This is a genomic window from Mammaliicoccus sciuri (assembly GCF_025561425.1).
In the GTDB taxonomy this organism is placed as follows: domain Bacteria; phylum Bacillota; class Bacilli; order Staphylococcales; family Staphylococcaceae; genus Mammaliicoccus; species Mammaliicoccus sciuri_A.
This window is the reverse complement of the sequence record NZ_CP094824.1, coordinates 2,575,542-2,591,070: the sequence shown is the minus strand read 5'-3', so window position 1 is coordinate 2,591,070 and position 15,529 is coordinate 2,575,542. Positions and strand designations below refer to the sequence as shown.

Sequence of the window (15,529 nt, the reverse complement as noted above, 5' to 3'; positions counted from 1 at the left end):
TGAATGGAACAAATCAATCATACAAAGTCTCATCATAGAAAAAATGGGAAAGTTAAAGAAGCATTTAAAGATATTATGCCACTTTCCTTCGGTGAGGAAGTTGGAAATGCAGTATCACATGGTGTCCCTGCTTTCTTTCTATTATTCTTCTTACCATACGCAGCAGTAGAAAGTTATATTAGTGATGGCGCTCTTAAATCGACAAGTGTCTCTATTTATATTATAAGTATTATGCTGATGTTTTTATCATCTGCTATTTATCACTCAATGTCATCTTCATCACCTCAGAAATACATTATGAGAATTATTGATCATAGTATGATTTATATCGCAATCTGTGGAACATATACGCCGATTGCATTATCGTTAGTGGGCGGCTGGTTAGGTTGGCTAATTATGGCAGTCCAATGGGGTATTACAATTTGGGGCATTATATATAAATCAACTGCTAAGAACGTTAACCATAAATTAAGTTTAGCGATGTATTTAATCATGGGTTGGATGGGTGTTCTCATGTTACCAACAGTTATCAATAAGACATCGTTAATATTTATGTTGTTTATTTTATTTGGAGGTCTTAGTTATACAGTAGGGGCATGGTTCTATGCTCAAAAAGATAAAAAGTACTTCCATATGATTTGGCACTTTTTCATTTTGATTGCTTCAATTTTTCATTTTCTAGCAATTATGTACTTTATGTAGGAGGATAAGATGAACTATCGTTTGTATTATACGGTTCTTACAATTATTATTTTAATTCAAGGCTATTTCTTTTATTACTTTGTATTTAGTGACGGCAAACAAAATGGTTTGCAGTTTATGGGTATTGTTTCACTTATATTCGGTCTAATATTAGTTTATGCATTAATATTGTTAGTTAAACACCAACGCAGAAATAATAAACAAACGTTTAATGAACATCTTAAAAAAGGTGAACAAAGACGATTGAAATAAAGATAGTGAGCGGGATATGTAATCTCTTTAGAATATTGAGGTTTCTATCCCGCTCATTTTGTTATTTTTTTGCAAAACGGGTAAATAGATAATATTAAATGTTATACGATATGAATAGGGGGGAATCATAATGTCAGAAAAAAGAGATTTTGAAACATTCGATCGTGACAAACTAAATGTTAATGAAGAGATTCAGGGAGAAACAGTAGAAGATAGAAGCGGACATAAGATTGACCAGTCTGATGATCAGTTTCTTGATATGACCAAAGATGAAGTTAAAGGTAAAAATCAAATTGAAAAGAAACTCGTAGAAAAACTGGATAATATTGTAGAACAAGGGGCAACATTCGAAAGACAAGAAGAAGTGACTAAGTTGCACAGAGAATGGTTAACATTCAGTTGGCCAAATTATACAGAAGATAAACATTTAGAAATCATTAATATGTATGAAGCGGATGATAGATATAAAGCTTATTTTGGTGAAGAAAGAACCGAAGCATTAATTACTGCCATTAAGCATGTCATACAATAAAAATGAAGTTTATAAAATTAAAATGGGAGACATCGATTTTATCGGTGTCTTTTTTACTATTAAATATGTAGAATTAGAATAAACTTGAATGTATAAGGGAGCTGAATCGGATGAAGAAATTATATCAGAATGGAACTATATATACGATGGTAAGACCAGATGATACATATGCAGGGGTAATTGTAGACAATGGTATGATAGAAGCTGTTTTATCACAAGAAGATTTAAAGCAACTTCAAACAACGGATTTTGAAACAATCGATTTAAAAGGTGGGACGATGTTTCCAGGATTTGTTGAAACACATATTCATGTTATGGGGACTGGCGTTTGGTTATCATCAGTTATTTTAAATGGTGAAACAAATATTGAAAATGTAAAACAAAAAATTAGCCAAAAAGCCCAAACCTTACAACCAGGTGAATGGTTAGTTGCTGAAGGGTATGACGAAAATTTATTAAATGGCATTAGACTTAATAAATTTGATTTAGATGAATTATGCAAAGATAATCCGGTTATTGTTAAAAGAGTATGTAGACATGCAGCAATCGTCAATTCGAAAGCGTTAGAGATTTTAGGTATGACAAATGATGTCGAAAATCCTGACGGTGGTTCATATGAAAAACAAGAAGGTGAACTGACTGGTTGGCTTTATGATACAGCTATGGAACCATTTGAAGAATTAGCTTCAAATGAAGATGAACAGTCCCTTACTAAACACTTAAATAACGCGATTACATATTTATATCAGTATGGTATAACGGGATCGCATACAGAAGATTTAGGTTACTACGAAGATTATAAAGATGTCTTAAATGCTTATAAAACAGTTGTAGGGCCAGGCGAAGATCAAAAGCCATTTAGAGTACGATTGTTACGTCATTTTAGTGTTTATGAACAAATGATGGAAGAACAGGCGACTTTTGTTGATAAATGGATAGAGCCTGATGCTATGAAATTTTATGCAGATGGTGCTTTTGGTGGTAGTACGGCATTGTTGAAAGAACCTTATTCTAATGATCCTACTGGAACGAATTATGGACTTGCGATATATACACAAGAAGAACTCGAAGAAAAGGTGAAAATCGCCAGAAAATATAATGGTGCGATAGCTGTTCATATGATTGGTGACAAAGCTTGTGAAATGGTATTAGATGCAATTGAAAAATATCCTGTACCAAATGGACTAAGAGATAGATTGATTCACATTAGTACATTAAATGAAGAACTGTTACAACGTGTTGCAAATTTACCTGTGATTTGTGACGTTCAACCTCAATTTATTACAAGTGATTTTCCGTGGGTTCAAGATAAAGTAGGGAAAGAAAGAGCAAGATATTTATATCCATTCAAGTCAATGTTAGACTTAGGTATTATAATAGGTGGCGGTTCAGATGCACCGATTGAAACACCGAATCCTATGCTAGGTATTCATGCGGCAGTTAATAGACAAACGTATGGTGAAGAAGGTGCGTATTTCTTTGAAGAAGCACTATCTGTATTTGATGCGTTACGTTTATATACAACACTTGCGAGTGAGATTGGTCAAACGACTGACCGTACTGGAAGAATTAAAGTAGGATATGAAGCGGATTTCACTGTGTTAGATCAAGATCCATTTAAGGTTAACCGTCAAGATTTAGCACAAATTCAAGCTAAATTAACAATTGTTAACGGAAATATTGTATACGAAAGAGCGTGAATTATGACTAAGAACAAAGGAATTGTGTTGGCTTTAGTACTTATTATGTTTATGAGTGCTATTGAAACATCAATCGTTTCTTTAGCAACACCAACAATGCAAAAAGACTTTAATATTGATACGGAAGTTGCATTAATCTTTACAGTATATTTAATAGCGGTTGTGTTTATGACACCAATCGTTGGTGAACTTGTAAAGAGAATTAATATTAAGTTAGTGGTGTTATTTGGTATATCTGTATTTATTATAGGTAGTGTATTTTGTGGGTTAAGTGAAATGACACATAGTTTCCCATTGCTTGTTATTTCTAGATTCGTTCAAGGTTTAGGTGCAGGTGTCATGATGACATTAGGTCAAGTTGTACCTAAACTTGCTTTTCCAATTCCAAGAAGATATAAAGTGATGGGTATTGTTGGTAGTGTTTGGGGTATATCTAGTATTGTAGGACCACTGTTAGGTGGCGCAATATTAGAATCTTTAAACTGGAGCTTTCTATTTTATATCAATGTACCTATAGCTTTAGTATCTATGTGGTTGGTTATTAAGTATTTTAATTTTGAACAAGAAAAAATAGAAAAAACTAAATTAGATTATAAAGGCCTATTCATATTTTATGGCGTAGTCGCAAGCTTTTTACTAATTGTTGCAGAACATATACCATTTATTGTACGTATAATTTGCTTCATATTATTAGTTGGATTTGTCGTATTACTCTATAGAGTTGAGACACGTATGCGAAATCCATTTGTACCCGTTGAAGCATTTAATAGAAAGATCATCCTCGTGTTATTTACAGATATGATTTATTCAACAATGTTGATGGGCTACACTATTTTTATGCCAATCTATTTACAAAATGAACAAGGCTTTACACCGTTACAAAGTGGTTTAATCATTTTTCCAATGTCGGTAGGTTGGTTGTTTATCACGTTTGTACTTGGTAGATTAGATCAACTTAAATTGAAATTCATTTATATGTTAGCTTTCTTGGCAATGTTTGTTGGTAGCTTTGCTATATTAACAGGCGTCGAATGGATTGTAATCATTCCATTTGCTGTTTTTGTAATGGGCGTATCATTTGGTACGGTATATACGAAAGATGTTGTCGTTGTTCAAGAAGAAGCGCCTCATCACCAATTAGGTTCCATGATGTCGATTTATACATTATTTAAGACGATAGGTAGTACAACTGGATCGTTAATTGTTTCTTCAATATATGTATTAAACATTTCGTTTTTAAGTTACGGCGTTCAAAATATTATGTTGTATATTATGTTAGTAGTTGTTACTTTGACGATTGTATGGTCTATTGTATTTAAAGAAAAGAGTAGAATAAGTTTTTAAATGTAAAACATATTTAGAGGGAGTCACAATGTATGAAAAGAAAAAATAAGCGTTTTGATATTTTTCATTTATTGTCCATATTGATTATTATAAGTATTTTCACATTGTCTGGTGCAATTTTTATTGTACTACTTTCTTTTGGTATGTTTGGATTAAGCAGAATTTTAATTTATTATGGCTTAGCAGAATTCAATTACAATAAAAGTATGATAGATAACTTGTTCTATTATGGTAGTTATATATTGTTTGGCTACTTTACACTTGTCGCTATAGAATTTTTATTAGATAGATTTAAAAATAGACTGAATGATAATCCGTATTTCAAGGGTATGACTTTTCATTTATTAACGATAACTGTTAGCACGATTATGTTTTATTTCACAGTACATATATATTATTCACAAATCAAAATTGACTTTTGGGTCATATTAGTAATTATCACTGTTCTATATATATGTACAGAAATTTTCTATCCAGATGGCAAAAATTTAAACCGATGAAACATTTATTTTGATTTCCGAAATAAAATAGTGCATAATAGCAAAGGTATATTTGGAAGGAGTTGAAACCATGAATGTTCAGGACATTTCAAAAGGTCAAAGAAATTTAGTAGTAGCTGTAATGTTAGTAAGTGCCTTTGTGGCGATTTTAAACCAAACTTTATTAAATACAGCAATACCTGAAATCATGGTACATTTAAAAATCGATGCCAACCAAGGTCAATGGTTAATGACAGGATTTATGTTAGTCAACGGTGTTATGATACCGGCTACAGCATTTTTAATGGATAAATTTAATACAAGACCACTTTATTTAATGGCGATGTTATCATTTACAATCGGTACGTTAGTTGCCGCTTTATCGCCAAACTTCGGAATATTAATGGTAGCAAGAGTACTTCAAGCAATGGGGGCAGGTGTTATGATGCCCCTTATGCAATTTGTACTCTTTAATTTATTCCCTAAAGAAAAACGTGGTTTTGCAATGGGTATGGCGGGTCTCGTTATCTCATTCGCCCCAGCATTAGGTCCAACATTATCTGGTTATCTCGTTGATAACTTTAGTTGGAGAAGTCCATTCTACACAATCATTCCATTCGCGGTTGTAGCATTAGCTTTTGGTGCGAAATACTTAACGAATATTTCTAAACCAAAAGATGTTCACTTAGATGTACCATCTATTATTCTATCTACAGTAGGCTTTGGATCTTTATTATATGGATTCAGTAGTGCAGGATCACTAGGATTCACATCACCAATTGTTATCGTTGCATTAATTGTAGGTATCGTAACGTTAGTAATCTTCGTATTAAGACAGTTAAAATTAGAAACCCCATTATTGAATATTAGAGTATTCAAATATAAAACATTTACTTTAACAACAATCATAGGTATTTTCTCAATGGTATCTTTAATCGGTCCATCTTTATTAATGCCAATGTATATGCAAGATGCAAGAGGATATTCAGCATTAATCTCTGGTTTACTATTATTACCAGGTGCAATCATTACAGGTGTTATGTCACTTGTAACAGGTCGTTTGTTCGACAAATATGGTGCAAAATGGTTGGCAATCATCGGATTTACAATCATTACAATCACAACATTCATGCTTGCATTCTTAAATGATAGTACATCACTATTGTATTTAATTGTTGTTTATTCCATTAGAATGTTTGGTGTCTCTATGATTATGATGCCTGTTAATACAGCAGGATTAAATGCGATTCCAAACGAAGTATTATCTCATGGTACAGCGATGATGAATACATTAAGAACAATTGCTGGTTCAATTGGTACTGGTATATTAGTAACAATTATGTCGATTGGTGCTAAGAACTTTGAACCTTCAAAGACACAATTAGAACATGCCAATGCAGGTAATACTGCGAAGATATTACAATCTGAAGCAATGATTCACGGTATTAATATTGCTTTCTTAGTATTAACTGTTATTGTATTTTTTGGAGTTGTATTATCGATATTTATTAAAACTGAAAATAAACACCGCAACACAAGAATACCTAATCATTCAAAATAAGAAGATTTAAAGGCTGAGATAATGATCTCAGCCTTTTCCTACGATTTGTCAACTACTACGTAGTAAAATGTATTTAAAATTGGCATCACTAAATAAGCCTTTATTATTTAATAATTTTTTCAATATGTTATGATTTATTTGAATAGATTATCAGTGTGGAGACAAGTGATAATCATATTCTTTATTATTTATAACTAGATAATGAATGGTTTTAAGTAGCTTGTTAACGCAAGCTATTGAAGCAGTCTTGTGGCCTTTGCCATTAGGCTGCTTTTTTAATTTGTAATAATAGTCGATAATATGATTTTTAAATAACCTTTGACCCAACAGGAAATTTTTAATGATTAAGTAAAATAATGATCTAGCATGTTTGTTTCCACGTTTGTTAATTTTATCTTTAAAATGCGTTTTACCAGACTGATATCTTTTTATATCAATGCCTACATATGCATTCAATTGTTTATGAGAATCAAAGGATTTGATGTCACCTAATTCGCCAATAATCATTATGGCTGTTAAATCACCAATGCCAGGAATAGATTTAATTATTTTAAATTCTTCGAATTCCTCAGCTAACACTAATAACCTTTGTTTTATAGAAGCATGCCGTTTCATTAGATTTAATAAATCTTCAATCACATAAATTAATTTATCTGTTAAAAATGAATCTTTAGAAACAGAAGGATAACTGACCATAGAGAACTCTACGAGTTTTTTTGCATATTGTGCTTTCTTTTTCTCTGATAGATTTTTTTCTGTACAACTATTAATTGTATTTTTTAGTTCTTCAATTTCATTAGAATCAACAAAGTCAGGATGTGGGAACTTACTAGCTACTTGTAAAGCCAATTTTGAATATCTATCCTTAAATAGGTTTTGTAATTCTGGAAAAGTCATATCTAGTAACTGAATCAATTGGTTTTTTAAGTAATTTTGTTGATTGTTAATTTCTTCATAGTATCTTGTCAGTTCTCTCAGTTTTACGTATTTTTCTTCCATTAAATTTCTAGAAGGTTTTTTATTTATATTTTTAGCTAAAACGGCAAGTTTATGTGCATCAGATTTATCTGTTTTCCAATTTCTTAAAGAATTAGTTAGTAATTTTGCCTCAAGAGGATTAATTACACAAAATGAAATGTTGTTAACTGTACAGAATTTCTCTAACACTTTTGAATATATACCAGTAGCTTCAAATAAAAAATATACTCCTGCGAAATCCTTTATATATTTGTTTAGTGACTCAAAACCATTATTATCGTGGGTAATTTCAAATTCTTTAACAAATTCATTGTTTGAATAATGTGCAATAAAACTCTTTCCTTTTCCAACATCTATACCAAAATATTCGATAAAAATCACTCCTAAGTTATTAAATTTAAGAAGCTTTAACTTCACTTAGCCTTACTTAGTTCATTTTCCTGTACACGATCTCAAGGGACCCAACATACTAAAATCGAATTCATAAGGAGAGTGAAGTTCTCCAGTTTTTATTACGGATTCTTTGACCCTAAAATCTATTCGGAGTACTTCTCTCTTCTACTATTTCATATTCTTAAAATAACTATCAACGGTAAGATAAAGAATATAAAAAAGTAGCGAAGCTCATCTACCGTCGTAGATTACTTCGCTACTAATCTTAGTATGTTTTTGAACAATAAACTACCTGTATGTTTAAATTTTTTGTTACACTGAATATAATGATAAGTAGATAATTATTTTAGAAGGGGAGTCGTAGATTTTGTTATCAGTAGAACAGGTTAAAGAACTTGTGGGAGCGTTACATGATCCGATTGTAGATGTACCACTTAAAGAAACAGGCGGCATAGTTGAAGTTAGCATCAAAGAAGAAAAAGAACATGTGAGTGTCAAAGTTGCGATAGCTAAGCTTGGCGGACAACCACAACTTGATTTACAAATGGAAATTGTAGATCTATTAAAAGAAAATGGTGCGAAAACTGTAGGGATAAGATTTGATGAATTATCAGATGAAGCATTAGAAAAATTCAAAGGTGTTATGGAAGAACAAACGATAGAAGGACTATTATCTAAAGATAATCCAGTTGAATTTATTGCGGTTGCCTCAGGTAAAGGCGGTGTTGGTAAATCAACAGTAGCGGTTAACTTAGCAGTATCTCTTGCTAGAGAAGGTAAGAAAGTTGGACTTGTTGATGCTGATATTTATGGATTTAGTGCTCCGGATATGATGGGCATACAAGAGAAGCCACAAGTTGAAGGCGAACAAATTATTCCTGTTGAGCGTGAAGGCGTTAAAGTTATTTCTATGGCATTTTTCGTTGAAGAAAATGCACCTGTCATTTGGAGAGGTCCAATGTTAGGAAAAATGATCACAAGTTTCTTTACTGAAGTTAAATGGGGGGAATTAGATTACTTAATACTTGATTTACCACCAGGTACTGGTGATGTAGCTTTAGATGTACATACTATGTTACCTTCAAGTAAAGAAATTATTGTAACGACACCTCATCCTACTGCAGCATTTGTTGCAGCAAGAGCGGGTGCAATGGCTAAACATACTGAACATTCTATTTTAGGTGTAATCGAAAATATGTCTTATTTCCAAAGTAAAGAAACAGGAAATAAAGAATATGTATTCGGTAAAGGCGGCGGTGCTAAATTAGCACAGGAACTTCAAACGACGTTATTAGGTGAGCTTCCATTAAGTCAACCTGAGTGGGATGAAAATAACTTTTCACCTTCTATCTATAAAGAACATGAAGATTTAGGTAAAGTTTATAGTCAAATTGCTAAGAATATCATTAATATAACAGATGAAGATTAGTGCGGAGGTAAGCAAGTGACTTTAAAATATTTAATTCAATTTTACAGAAATACACTGTTGATAGGTGTAGTTGTGACATACATTGCGTCACTTATCTTTGGATATGATAAAGTAACGAAATATTTATTTGCTGGAGAAATAGGTGAGTTTGTAGCAGCTTCAATATGGTTCTTAGTTGTAGGACTACTTGTAGCAACCATTAGTCAGCTTGCATATTTCATCTATTTATTCATTAATCAATTAGGCATAGGTATCTTTGGTAAGATATGGCCACATGTACAAATCATTGTAACAGTATTTGCTATATTTGATTTAGTGTATTTTAGATTTTTAAGATTTGGTGGAACAGATCAAATCTTATCATTTATTTGGTTACCGATAGTTGTCGTTATTTTTGCGATCATTACAAGTAATATAAAAAACAAACAATCTAAAAAGAATTTATGGATTCCATCTATGTTTTTCATGGTTGTAATGACGACAGTAGAACTTATACCATTTTTAAAAGTGGAAGATACGAGTTGGATTTATCTAACAATCTTTGGATTATTATTATGTAATGCTTATCAATTAATTACATTACCTAAATATAATGCGTTGTCTCTTGAAGAGAGAAAAGCCAAGAAATCAAAGTTGAATAAAGACAGTAAATCATTGAAGAAATGATACAAAGCACAAGATTAAATTCTATTTACACCTTAATCTTGTGCTTTTTAATTTTTTGTTAAAAAAGATGATAAATAGTGTTGACTTTTAAAACCTCACTTGATATTATATAAAAGTCGCTGAAAACGACAGCACAACAACGAAAAATGTTATCAAAACTTTTTCTTGAAAGTGTAAAATTGACTCTTGTTAATATGAAATAAATGTTATATATTTATAAACGTGTTAAAAATAAGTTAACGAAATTAGTTGAAAACAAACATTGTTTTTAGTACAATATTGTTTAGGCGCAAATTAGATGAACATTGAAAACTGAATGACAATATGTCAACGTTAATTCCAATAATTGAGTACTAAAAGTACTTCAGAGTGATTGGCTTAACCAATCAAAAATGAGCTTATCAAGCTTACTTCTTTTATGGAGAGTTTGATCCTGGCTCAGGATGAACGCTGGCGGCGTGCCTAATACATGCAAGTCGAGCGAACAGATGAGAAGCTTGCTTCTCTGATGTTAGCGGCGGACGGGTGAGTAACACGTGGGTAACCTACCTATAAGACTGGGATAACTCCGGGAAACCGGGGCTAATACCGGATAATATTTTGAACCGCATGGTTCAATAGTGAAAGACGGTTTCGGCTGTCACTTATAGATGGACCCGCGCCGTATTAGCTAGTTGGTAAGGTAACGGCTTACCAAGGCGACGATACGTAGCCGACCTGAGAGGGTGATCGGCCACACTGGAACTGAGACACGGTCCAGACTCCTACGGGAGGCAGCAGTAGGGAATCTTCCGCAATGGGCGAAAGCCTGACGGAGCAACGCCGCGTGAGTGATGAAGGTCTTCGGATCGTAAAACTCTGTTGTTAGGGAAGAACAAATTTGTTAGTAACTGAACAAGTCTTGACGGTACCTAACCAGAAAGCCACGGCTAACTACGTGCCAGCAGCCGCGGTAATACGTAGGTGGCAAGCGTTATCCGGAATTATTGGGCGTAAAGCGCGCGTAGGCGGTTTCTTAAGTCTGATGTGAAAGCCCACGGCTCAACCGTGGAGGGTCATTGGAAACTGGGAAACTTGAGTGCAGAAGAGGAGAGTGGAATTCCATGTGTAGCGGTGAAATGCGCAGAGATATGGAGGAACACCAGTGGCGAAGGCGGCTCTCTGGTCTGTAACTGACGCTGATGTGCGAAAGCGTGGGGATCAAACAGGATTAGATACCCTGGTAGTCCACGCCGTAAACGATGAGTGCTAAGTGTTAGGGGGTTTCCGCCCCTTAGTGCTGCAGCTAACGCATTAAGCACTCCGCCTGGGGAGTACGACCGCAAGGTTGAAACTCAAAGGAATTGACGGGGACCCGCACAAGCGGTGGAGCATGTGGTTTAATTCGAAGCAACGCGAAGAACCTTACCAAATCTTGACATCCTTTGACCGCTCTAGAGATAGAGTCTTCCCCTTCGGGGGACAAAGTGACAGGTGGTGCATGGTTGTCGTCAGCTCGTGTCGTGAGATGTTGGGTTAAGTCCCGCAACGAGCGCAACCCTTAAGCTTAGTTGCCATCATTAAGTTGGGCACTCTAGGTTGACTGCCGGTGACAAACCGGAGGAAGGTGGGGATGACGTCAAATCATCATGCCCCTTATGATTTGGGCTACACACGTGCTACAATGGATAATACAAAGGGCAGCGAATCCGCGAGGCCAAGCAAATCCCATAAAATTATTCTCAGTTCGGATTGTAGTCTGCAACTCGACTACATGAAGCTGGAATCGCTAGTAATCGTAGATCAGCATGCTACGGTGAATACGTTCCCGGGTCTTGTACACACCGCCCGTCACACCACGAGAGTTTGTAACACCCGAAGCCGGTGGAGTAACCTTTTAGGAGCTAGCCGTCGAAGGTGGGACAAATGATTGGGGTGAAGTCGTAACAAGGTAGCCGTATCGGAAGGTGTGGCTGGATCACCTCCTTTCTAAGGATATTACGGAATGACCATTAGGTCATGGAATAATGAAGACATATTGTATTCAGTTTTGAATGTTTATAACATTCAACATTGCACATTGAAAACTAGATAAGTAAGTAAAATAGATTTTACCAAGCAAAAAAACGAGTGAATTTTTAACGAAATTCAACAAGCTTAATAATCGCGCGTCGTCTTTATAGACGACATCACAGATTAATAACTCGTAAAACTGGTAAACAAGTATCATTATTGATACATTCGTTTGACCAAGCTTTTACACGATTAAGTTATTAAGGGCGCACGGTGAATGCCTTGGCACTAGAAGCCGAAGAAGGACGTTACTAACGACGATATGCTTTGGGGAGCTGTAAGTACGCTTTGATCCAGAGATTTCCGAATGGGGAAACCCAGCATGAGTTATGTCATGTTATCCGCATATGAATACATAGTATGTGAGAAGGTACACCCGGAGAACTGAAACATCTTAGTACCCGGAGGAAGAGAAAGAAAACTCGATTCCCTGAGTAGCGGCGAGCGAAACGGGAAGAGCCCAAACCAATAGGCTTGCCTATTGGGGTTGTAGGACACTCAATACGGAGTTACAAAGGAAATGATTAGACGAATGGTTTTGGAAAAGCCAACCATAGAAGGTAAAGGTCCTGTAGTCGAAAGTCATTTCTCTCCTGAGTGGATCCTGAGTACGGCGGAACACGTGAAATTCCGTCGGAATCTGGGAGGACCATCTCCCAAGGCTAAATACTCTCTAGTGACCGATAGTGAACCAGTACCGTGAGGGAAAGGTGAAAAGCACCCCGGAAGGGGAGTGAAATAGAACCTGAAACCGTGTGCTTACAAATAGTCAGAGCCCGTTAATGGGTGATGGCGTGCCTTTTGTAGAATGAACCGGCGAGTTACGATTTGATGCAAGGTTAAGCAGTAAATGTGAAGCCGTAGCGAAAGCGAGTCTGAATAGGGCGAATGAGTATCTGGTCGTAGACCCGAAACCAAGTGATCTACCCATGTCCAGGTTGAAGTTCAGGTAACACTGAATGGAGGACCGAACCGACTTACGTTGAAAAGTGAGCGGATGAGGTGTGGGTAGCGGAGAAATTCCAATCGAACTTGGAGATAGCTGGTTCTCTCCGAAATAGCTTTAGGGCTAGCCTCAAGTGATGATTATTGGAGGTAGAGCACTGTTTGGACGAGGGGCCCCTCTCGGGTTACCGAATTCAGACAAACTCCGAATGCCAAATAATTTAACTTGGGAGTCAGACTATGGGTGATAAGGTCCGTAGTCGAAAGGGAAACAGCCCAGACCACCAGCTAAGGTCCCAAAATATATGTTAAGTGGAAAAGGATGTGGCGTTGCCCAGACAACTAGGATGTTGGCTTAGAAGCAGCCATCATTTAAAGAGTGCGTAATAGCTCACTAGTCGAGTGACACTGCGCCGAAAATATACCGGGGCTAAACATATTACCGAAGCTGTGGATTATCCGTAAGGATAATGGTAGGAGAGCGTTCTAAACGTGTCGAAGCATGATTGTAAGGACATGTGGAATGTTTAGAAGTGAGAATGCCGGTGTGAGTAGCGAAAGATGGGTGAGAATCCCATCCACCGATTGACTAAGGTTTCCAGAGGAAGGCTCGTCCGCTCTGGGTTAGTCGGGACCTAAGCCGAGGCCGATAGGCGTAGGCGATGGATAACAGGTAGATATTCCTGTACCACCTATGATTGTTTGAACGATGGGGGGGACGCAGTAGGATAGGCGAAGCGTGCTGTTGGAGTGCACGTCCAAGCAATAAGACTGAGTGTTAGGCAAATCCGGCACTCGTAAGGTTGAGTTGTGATGGGGAGTTGGATCATGTATCCGACGAGTCGTTGATTTCACACTGCCAAGAAAAGCCTCTAGTTAGAAAATAGGTGCCCGTACCGCAAACCGACACAGGTAGTCAAGATGAGAATTCTAAGGTGAGCGAGCGAACTCTCGTTAAGGAACTCGGCAAAATGACCCCGTAACTTCGGGAGAAGGGGTGCTTTTTAGGGTGCAAGCCTTGAAGAGCCGCAGTGAATAGGCCCAAGCGACTGTTTATCAAAAACACAGGTCTCTGCTAAACCGTAAGGTGATGTATAGGGGCTGACGCCTGCCCGGTGCTGGAAGGTTAAGAGGAGTGGTTAGCTTCTGCGAAGCTACGAATCGAAGCCCCAGTAAACGGCGGCCGTAACTATAACGGTCCTAAGGTAGCGAAATTCCTTGTCGGGTAAGTTCCGACCCGCACGAAAGGCGTAACGATTTGGGCACTGTCTCAACGAGAGACTCGGTGAAATCATAGTACCTGTGAAGATGCAGGTTACCCGCGACAGGACGGAAAGACCCCGTGGAGCTTTACTGTAGCCTGATATTGAAATTTGGCACAGCTTGTACAGGATAGGTAGGAGCCTTTGAAACGTGAGCGCTAGCTTACGTGGAGGCGCTGGTGGGATACTACCCTGGCTGTGTTGACTTTCTAACCCGCACCATTTGATCATGGTGGGAGACAGTGTCAGGCGGGCAGTTTGACTGGGGCGGTCGCCTCCTAAAGAGTAACGGAGGCGCTCAAAGGTTCCCTCAGAATGGTTGGAAATCATTCGCAGAGTGTAAAGGCACAAGGGAGCTTGACTGCGAGACCTACAAGTCGAGCAGGGTCGAAAGACGGACTTAGTGATCCGGTGGTTCCGCATGGAAGGGCCATCGCTCAACGGATAAAAGCTACCCCGGGGATAACAGGCTTATCTCCCCCAAGAGTTCACATCGACGGGGAGGTTTGGCACCTCGATGTCGGCTCATCGCATCCTGGGGCTGTAGTCGGTCCCAAGGGTTGGGCTGTTCGCCCATTAAAGCGGTACGCGAGCTGGGTTCAGAACGTCGTGAGACAGTTCGGTCCCTATCCGTCGTGGGCATAGGAAATTTGAGAGGAGCTGTCCTTAGTACGAGAGGACCGGGATGGACATACCTCTGGTGTACCAGTTGTCGCGCCAGCGGCATAGCTGGGTAGCTATGTATGGACGGGATAAGTGCTGAAAGCATCTAAGCATGAAGCCCCCCTCAAGATGAGATTTCCCAACTTCGGTTATAAGATCCCTCAAAGATGATGAGGTTAATAGGTTCGGGGTGTAAGCGCAGTAATGTGTGTAGCTGACGAATACTAATCGATCGAAGACTTAATCAAATTTAAATCGGTTTTAGCCGTAAAATCTACTTACTATCTAGTTTTGAATGTGTAATACATTTCAATTTGTATTGCGTAGAGAAAACGCTTATAGACAACGAATCACAATGGCTGACAAATGAGTTTACTTTCGTAAATGAATGAGGAAGACAGCGGTGATGAGGAAGTATGTAAACGATTGACTCAAGCAATAATTTGTCTGGTGACGATAGCAAAGAGGTCACACCTGTTCCCATGCCGAACACAGAAGTTAAGCTCTTTAGCGCCGATGGTAGTTGGGCTTACGTTCCGCGAGAGTAGGACGTTGCCGGGCAAATGTTTAA

Annotated in this window: 10 protein-coding genes and 3 rRNA genes; 12 read left to right on the top strand and 1 reads right to left on the bottom strand. The window is 37.2% G+C overall.

Annotated elements, in window-relative coordinates; genetic code table 11:
• Window positions 1-3: 3 nt before the first annotated feature.
• The 7 genes from trhA to MUA60_RS13605 all read left to right on the top strand — a co-directional run bounded on the left by trhA (window position 4) and on the right by MUA60_RS13605 (window position 6,570).
• On the top strand, window positions 4-702 hold the full coding sequence (trhA, locus tag MUA60_RS13635; RefSeq protein ID WP_191835694.1) for a PAQR family membrane homeostasis protein TrhA: 699 nt from the start codon (window positions 4-6) through the stop codon (window positions 700-702).
• Window positions 703-711: 9 nt separating this feature from the next.
• A complete protein-coding gene (locus tag MUA60_RS13630) occupies window positions 712-954 on the top strand; it encodes a hypothetical protein (protein ID WP_262642533.1) in 243 nt (80 codons plus the stop codon).
• A gap of 130 nt (window positions 955-1,084) precedes the next feature.
• Window positions 1,085-1,486 (top strand): TipAS antibiotic-recognition domain-containing protein, encoded by a 402-nt coding sequence (locus MUA60_RS13625; RefSeq protein WP_262648684.1) that lies wholly within the window; start codon window positions 1,085-1,087, stop codon window positions 1,484-1,486.
• A gap of 110 nt (window positions 1,487-1,596) precedes the next feature.
• A complete protein-coding gene (locus MUA60_RS13620; RefSeq protein WP_262648682.1) occupies window positions 1,597-3,186 on the top strand; it encodes an amidohydrolase in 1,590 nt (529 codons plus the stop codon).
• Between the two features lie 3 nt (window positions 3,187-3,189).
• Entirely contained in the window at window positions 3,190-4,530 is a 1,341-nt protein-coding gene (sdrM, locus tag MUA60_RS13615; RefSeq protein ID WP_262648680.1) for a multidrug efflux MFS transporter SdrM, read from the top strand.
• 32 nt (window positions 4,531-4,562) lie between these two features.
• A complete protein-coding gene (locus MUA60_RS13610) occupies window positions 4,563-5,030 on the top strand; it encodes a SepA family multidrug efflux transporter (RefSeq protein ID WP_262648678.1) in 468 nt (155 codons plus the stop codon).
• Window positions 5,031-5,100: 70 nt separating this feature from the next.
• Window positions 5,101-6,570, top strand: a complete 1,470-nt coding sequence (locus tag MUA60_RS13605; protein WP_262648677.1) for an MDR family MFS transporter — start codon at window positions 5,101-5,103, stop codon at window positions 6,568-6,570.
• 150 nt (window positions 6,571-6,720) lie between these two features.
• On the opposite strand, the gene MUA60_RS13600 is transcribed toward MUA60_RS13605, so the two are convergent.
• Window positions 6,721-7,965 (bottom strand): IS110 family RNA-guided transposase, encoded by a 1,245-nt coding sequence (locus tag MUA60_RS13600; protein WP_262648674.1) that lies wholly within the window; start codon window positions 7,963-7,965, stop codon window positions 6,721-6,723.
• Between the two features lie 343 nt (window positions 7,966-8,308).
• Between MUA60_RS13600 and MUA60_RS13595 the strand changes: the two genes are divergently transcribed.
• From MUA60_RS13595 to rrf, 5 genes are all read left to right on the top strand, one after another.
• A complete protein-coding gene (locus MUA60_RS13595; protein WP_262648673.1) occupies window positions 8,309-9,370 on the top strand; it encodes an Mrp/NBP35 family ATP-binding protein in 1,062 nt (353 codons plus the stop codon).
• 15 nt (window positions 9,371-9,385) lie between these two features.
• Window positions 9,386-10,036 (top strand): KinB-signaling pathway activation protein, encoded by a 651-nt coding sequence (locus tag MUA60_RS13590; RefSeq protein WP_262648672.1) that lies wholly within the window; start codon window positions 9,386-9,388, stop codon window positions 10,034-10,036.
• Between the two features lie 415 nt (window positions 10,037-10,451).
• Window positions 10,452-12,004 (top strand): 16S ribosomal RNA (locus MUA60_RS13585).
• Window positions 12,005-12,278: 274 nt separating this feature from the next.
• A 23S ribosomal RNA gene (locus tag MUA60_RS13580) occupies window positions 12,279-15,206 on the top strand.
• A gap of 198 nt (window positions 15,207-15,404) precedes the next feature.
• Window positions 15,405-15,519 (top strand): 5S ribosomal RNA (rrf, locus tag MUA60_RS13575).
• The 16S, 23S and 5S rRNA genes sit together here, the layout of an rRNA operon.
• Window positions 15,520-15,529 lie beyond the last annotated feature (10 nt).

Excerpts from the sequence above, each read along its gene's own strand:
- trhA (WP_191835694.1), top strand. The coding sequence starts at position 4 with ATGGAACAAATCAATCATACAAAGTCTCATCATAGAAAAAATGGGAAA.
- MUA60_RS13630 (WP_262642533.1), top strand. The coding sequence starts at position 712 with ATGAACTATCGTTTGTATTATACGGTTCTTACAATTATTATTTTAATT.
- MUA60_RS13625 (WP_262648684.1), top strand. The coding sequence starts at position 1,085 with ATGTCAGAAAAAAGAGATTTTGAAACATTCGATCGTGACAAACTAAAT.
- MUA60_RS13620 (WP_262648682.1), top strand. The coding sequence starts at position 1,597 with ATGAAGAAATTATATCAGAATGGAACTATATATACGATGGTAAGACCA.
- sdrM (WP_262648680.1), top strand. The coding sequence starts at position 3,190 with ATGACTAAGAACAAAGGAATTGTGTTGGCTTTAGTACTTATTATGTTT.
- MUA60_RS13610 (WP_262648678.1), top strand. The coding sequence starts at position 4,563 with ATGAAAAGAAAAAATAAGCGTTTTGATATTTTTCATTTATTGTCCATA.
- MUA60_RS13605 (WP_262648677.1), top strand. The coding sequence starts at position 5,101 with ATGAATGTTCAGGACATTTCAAAAGGTCAAAGAAATTTAGTAGTAGCT.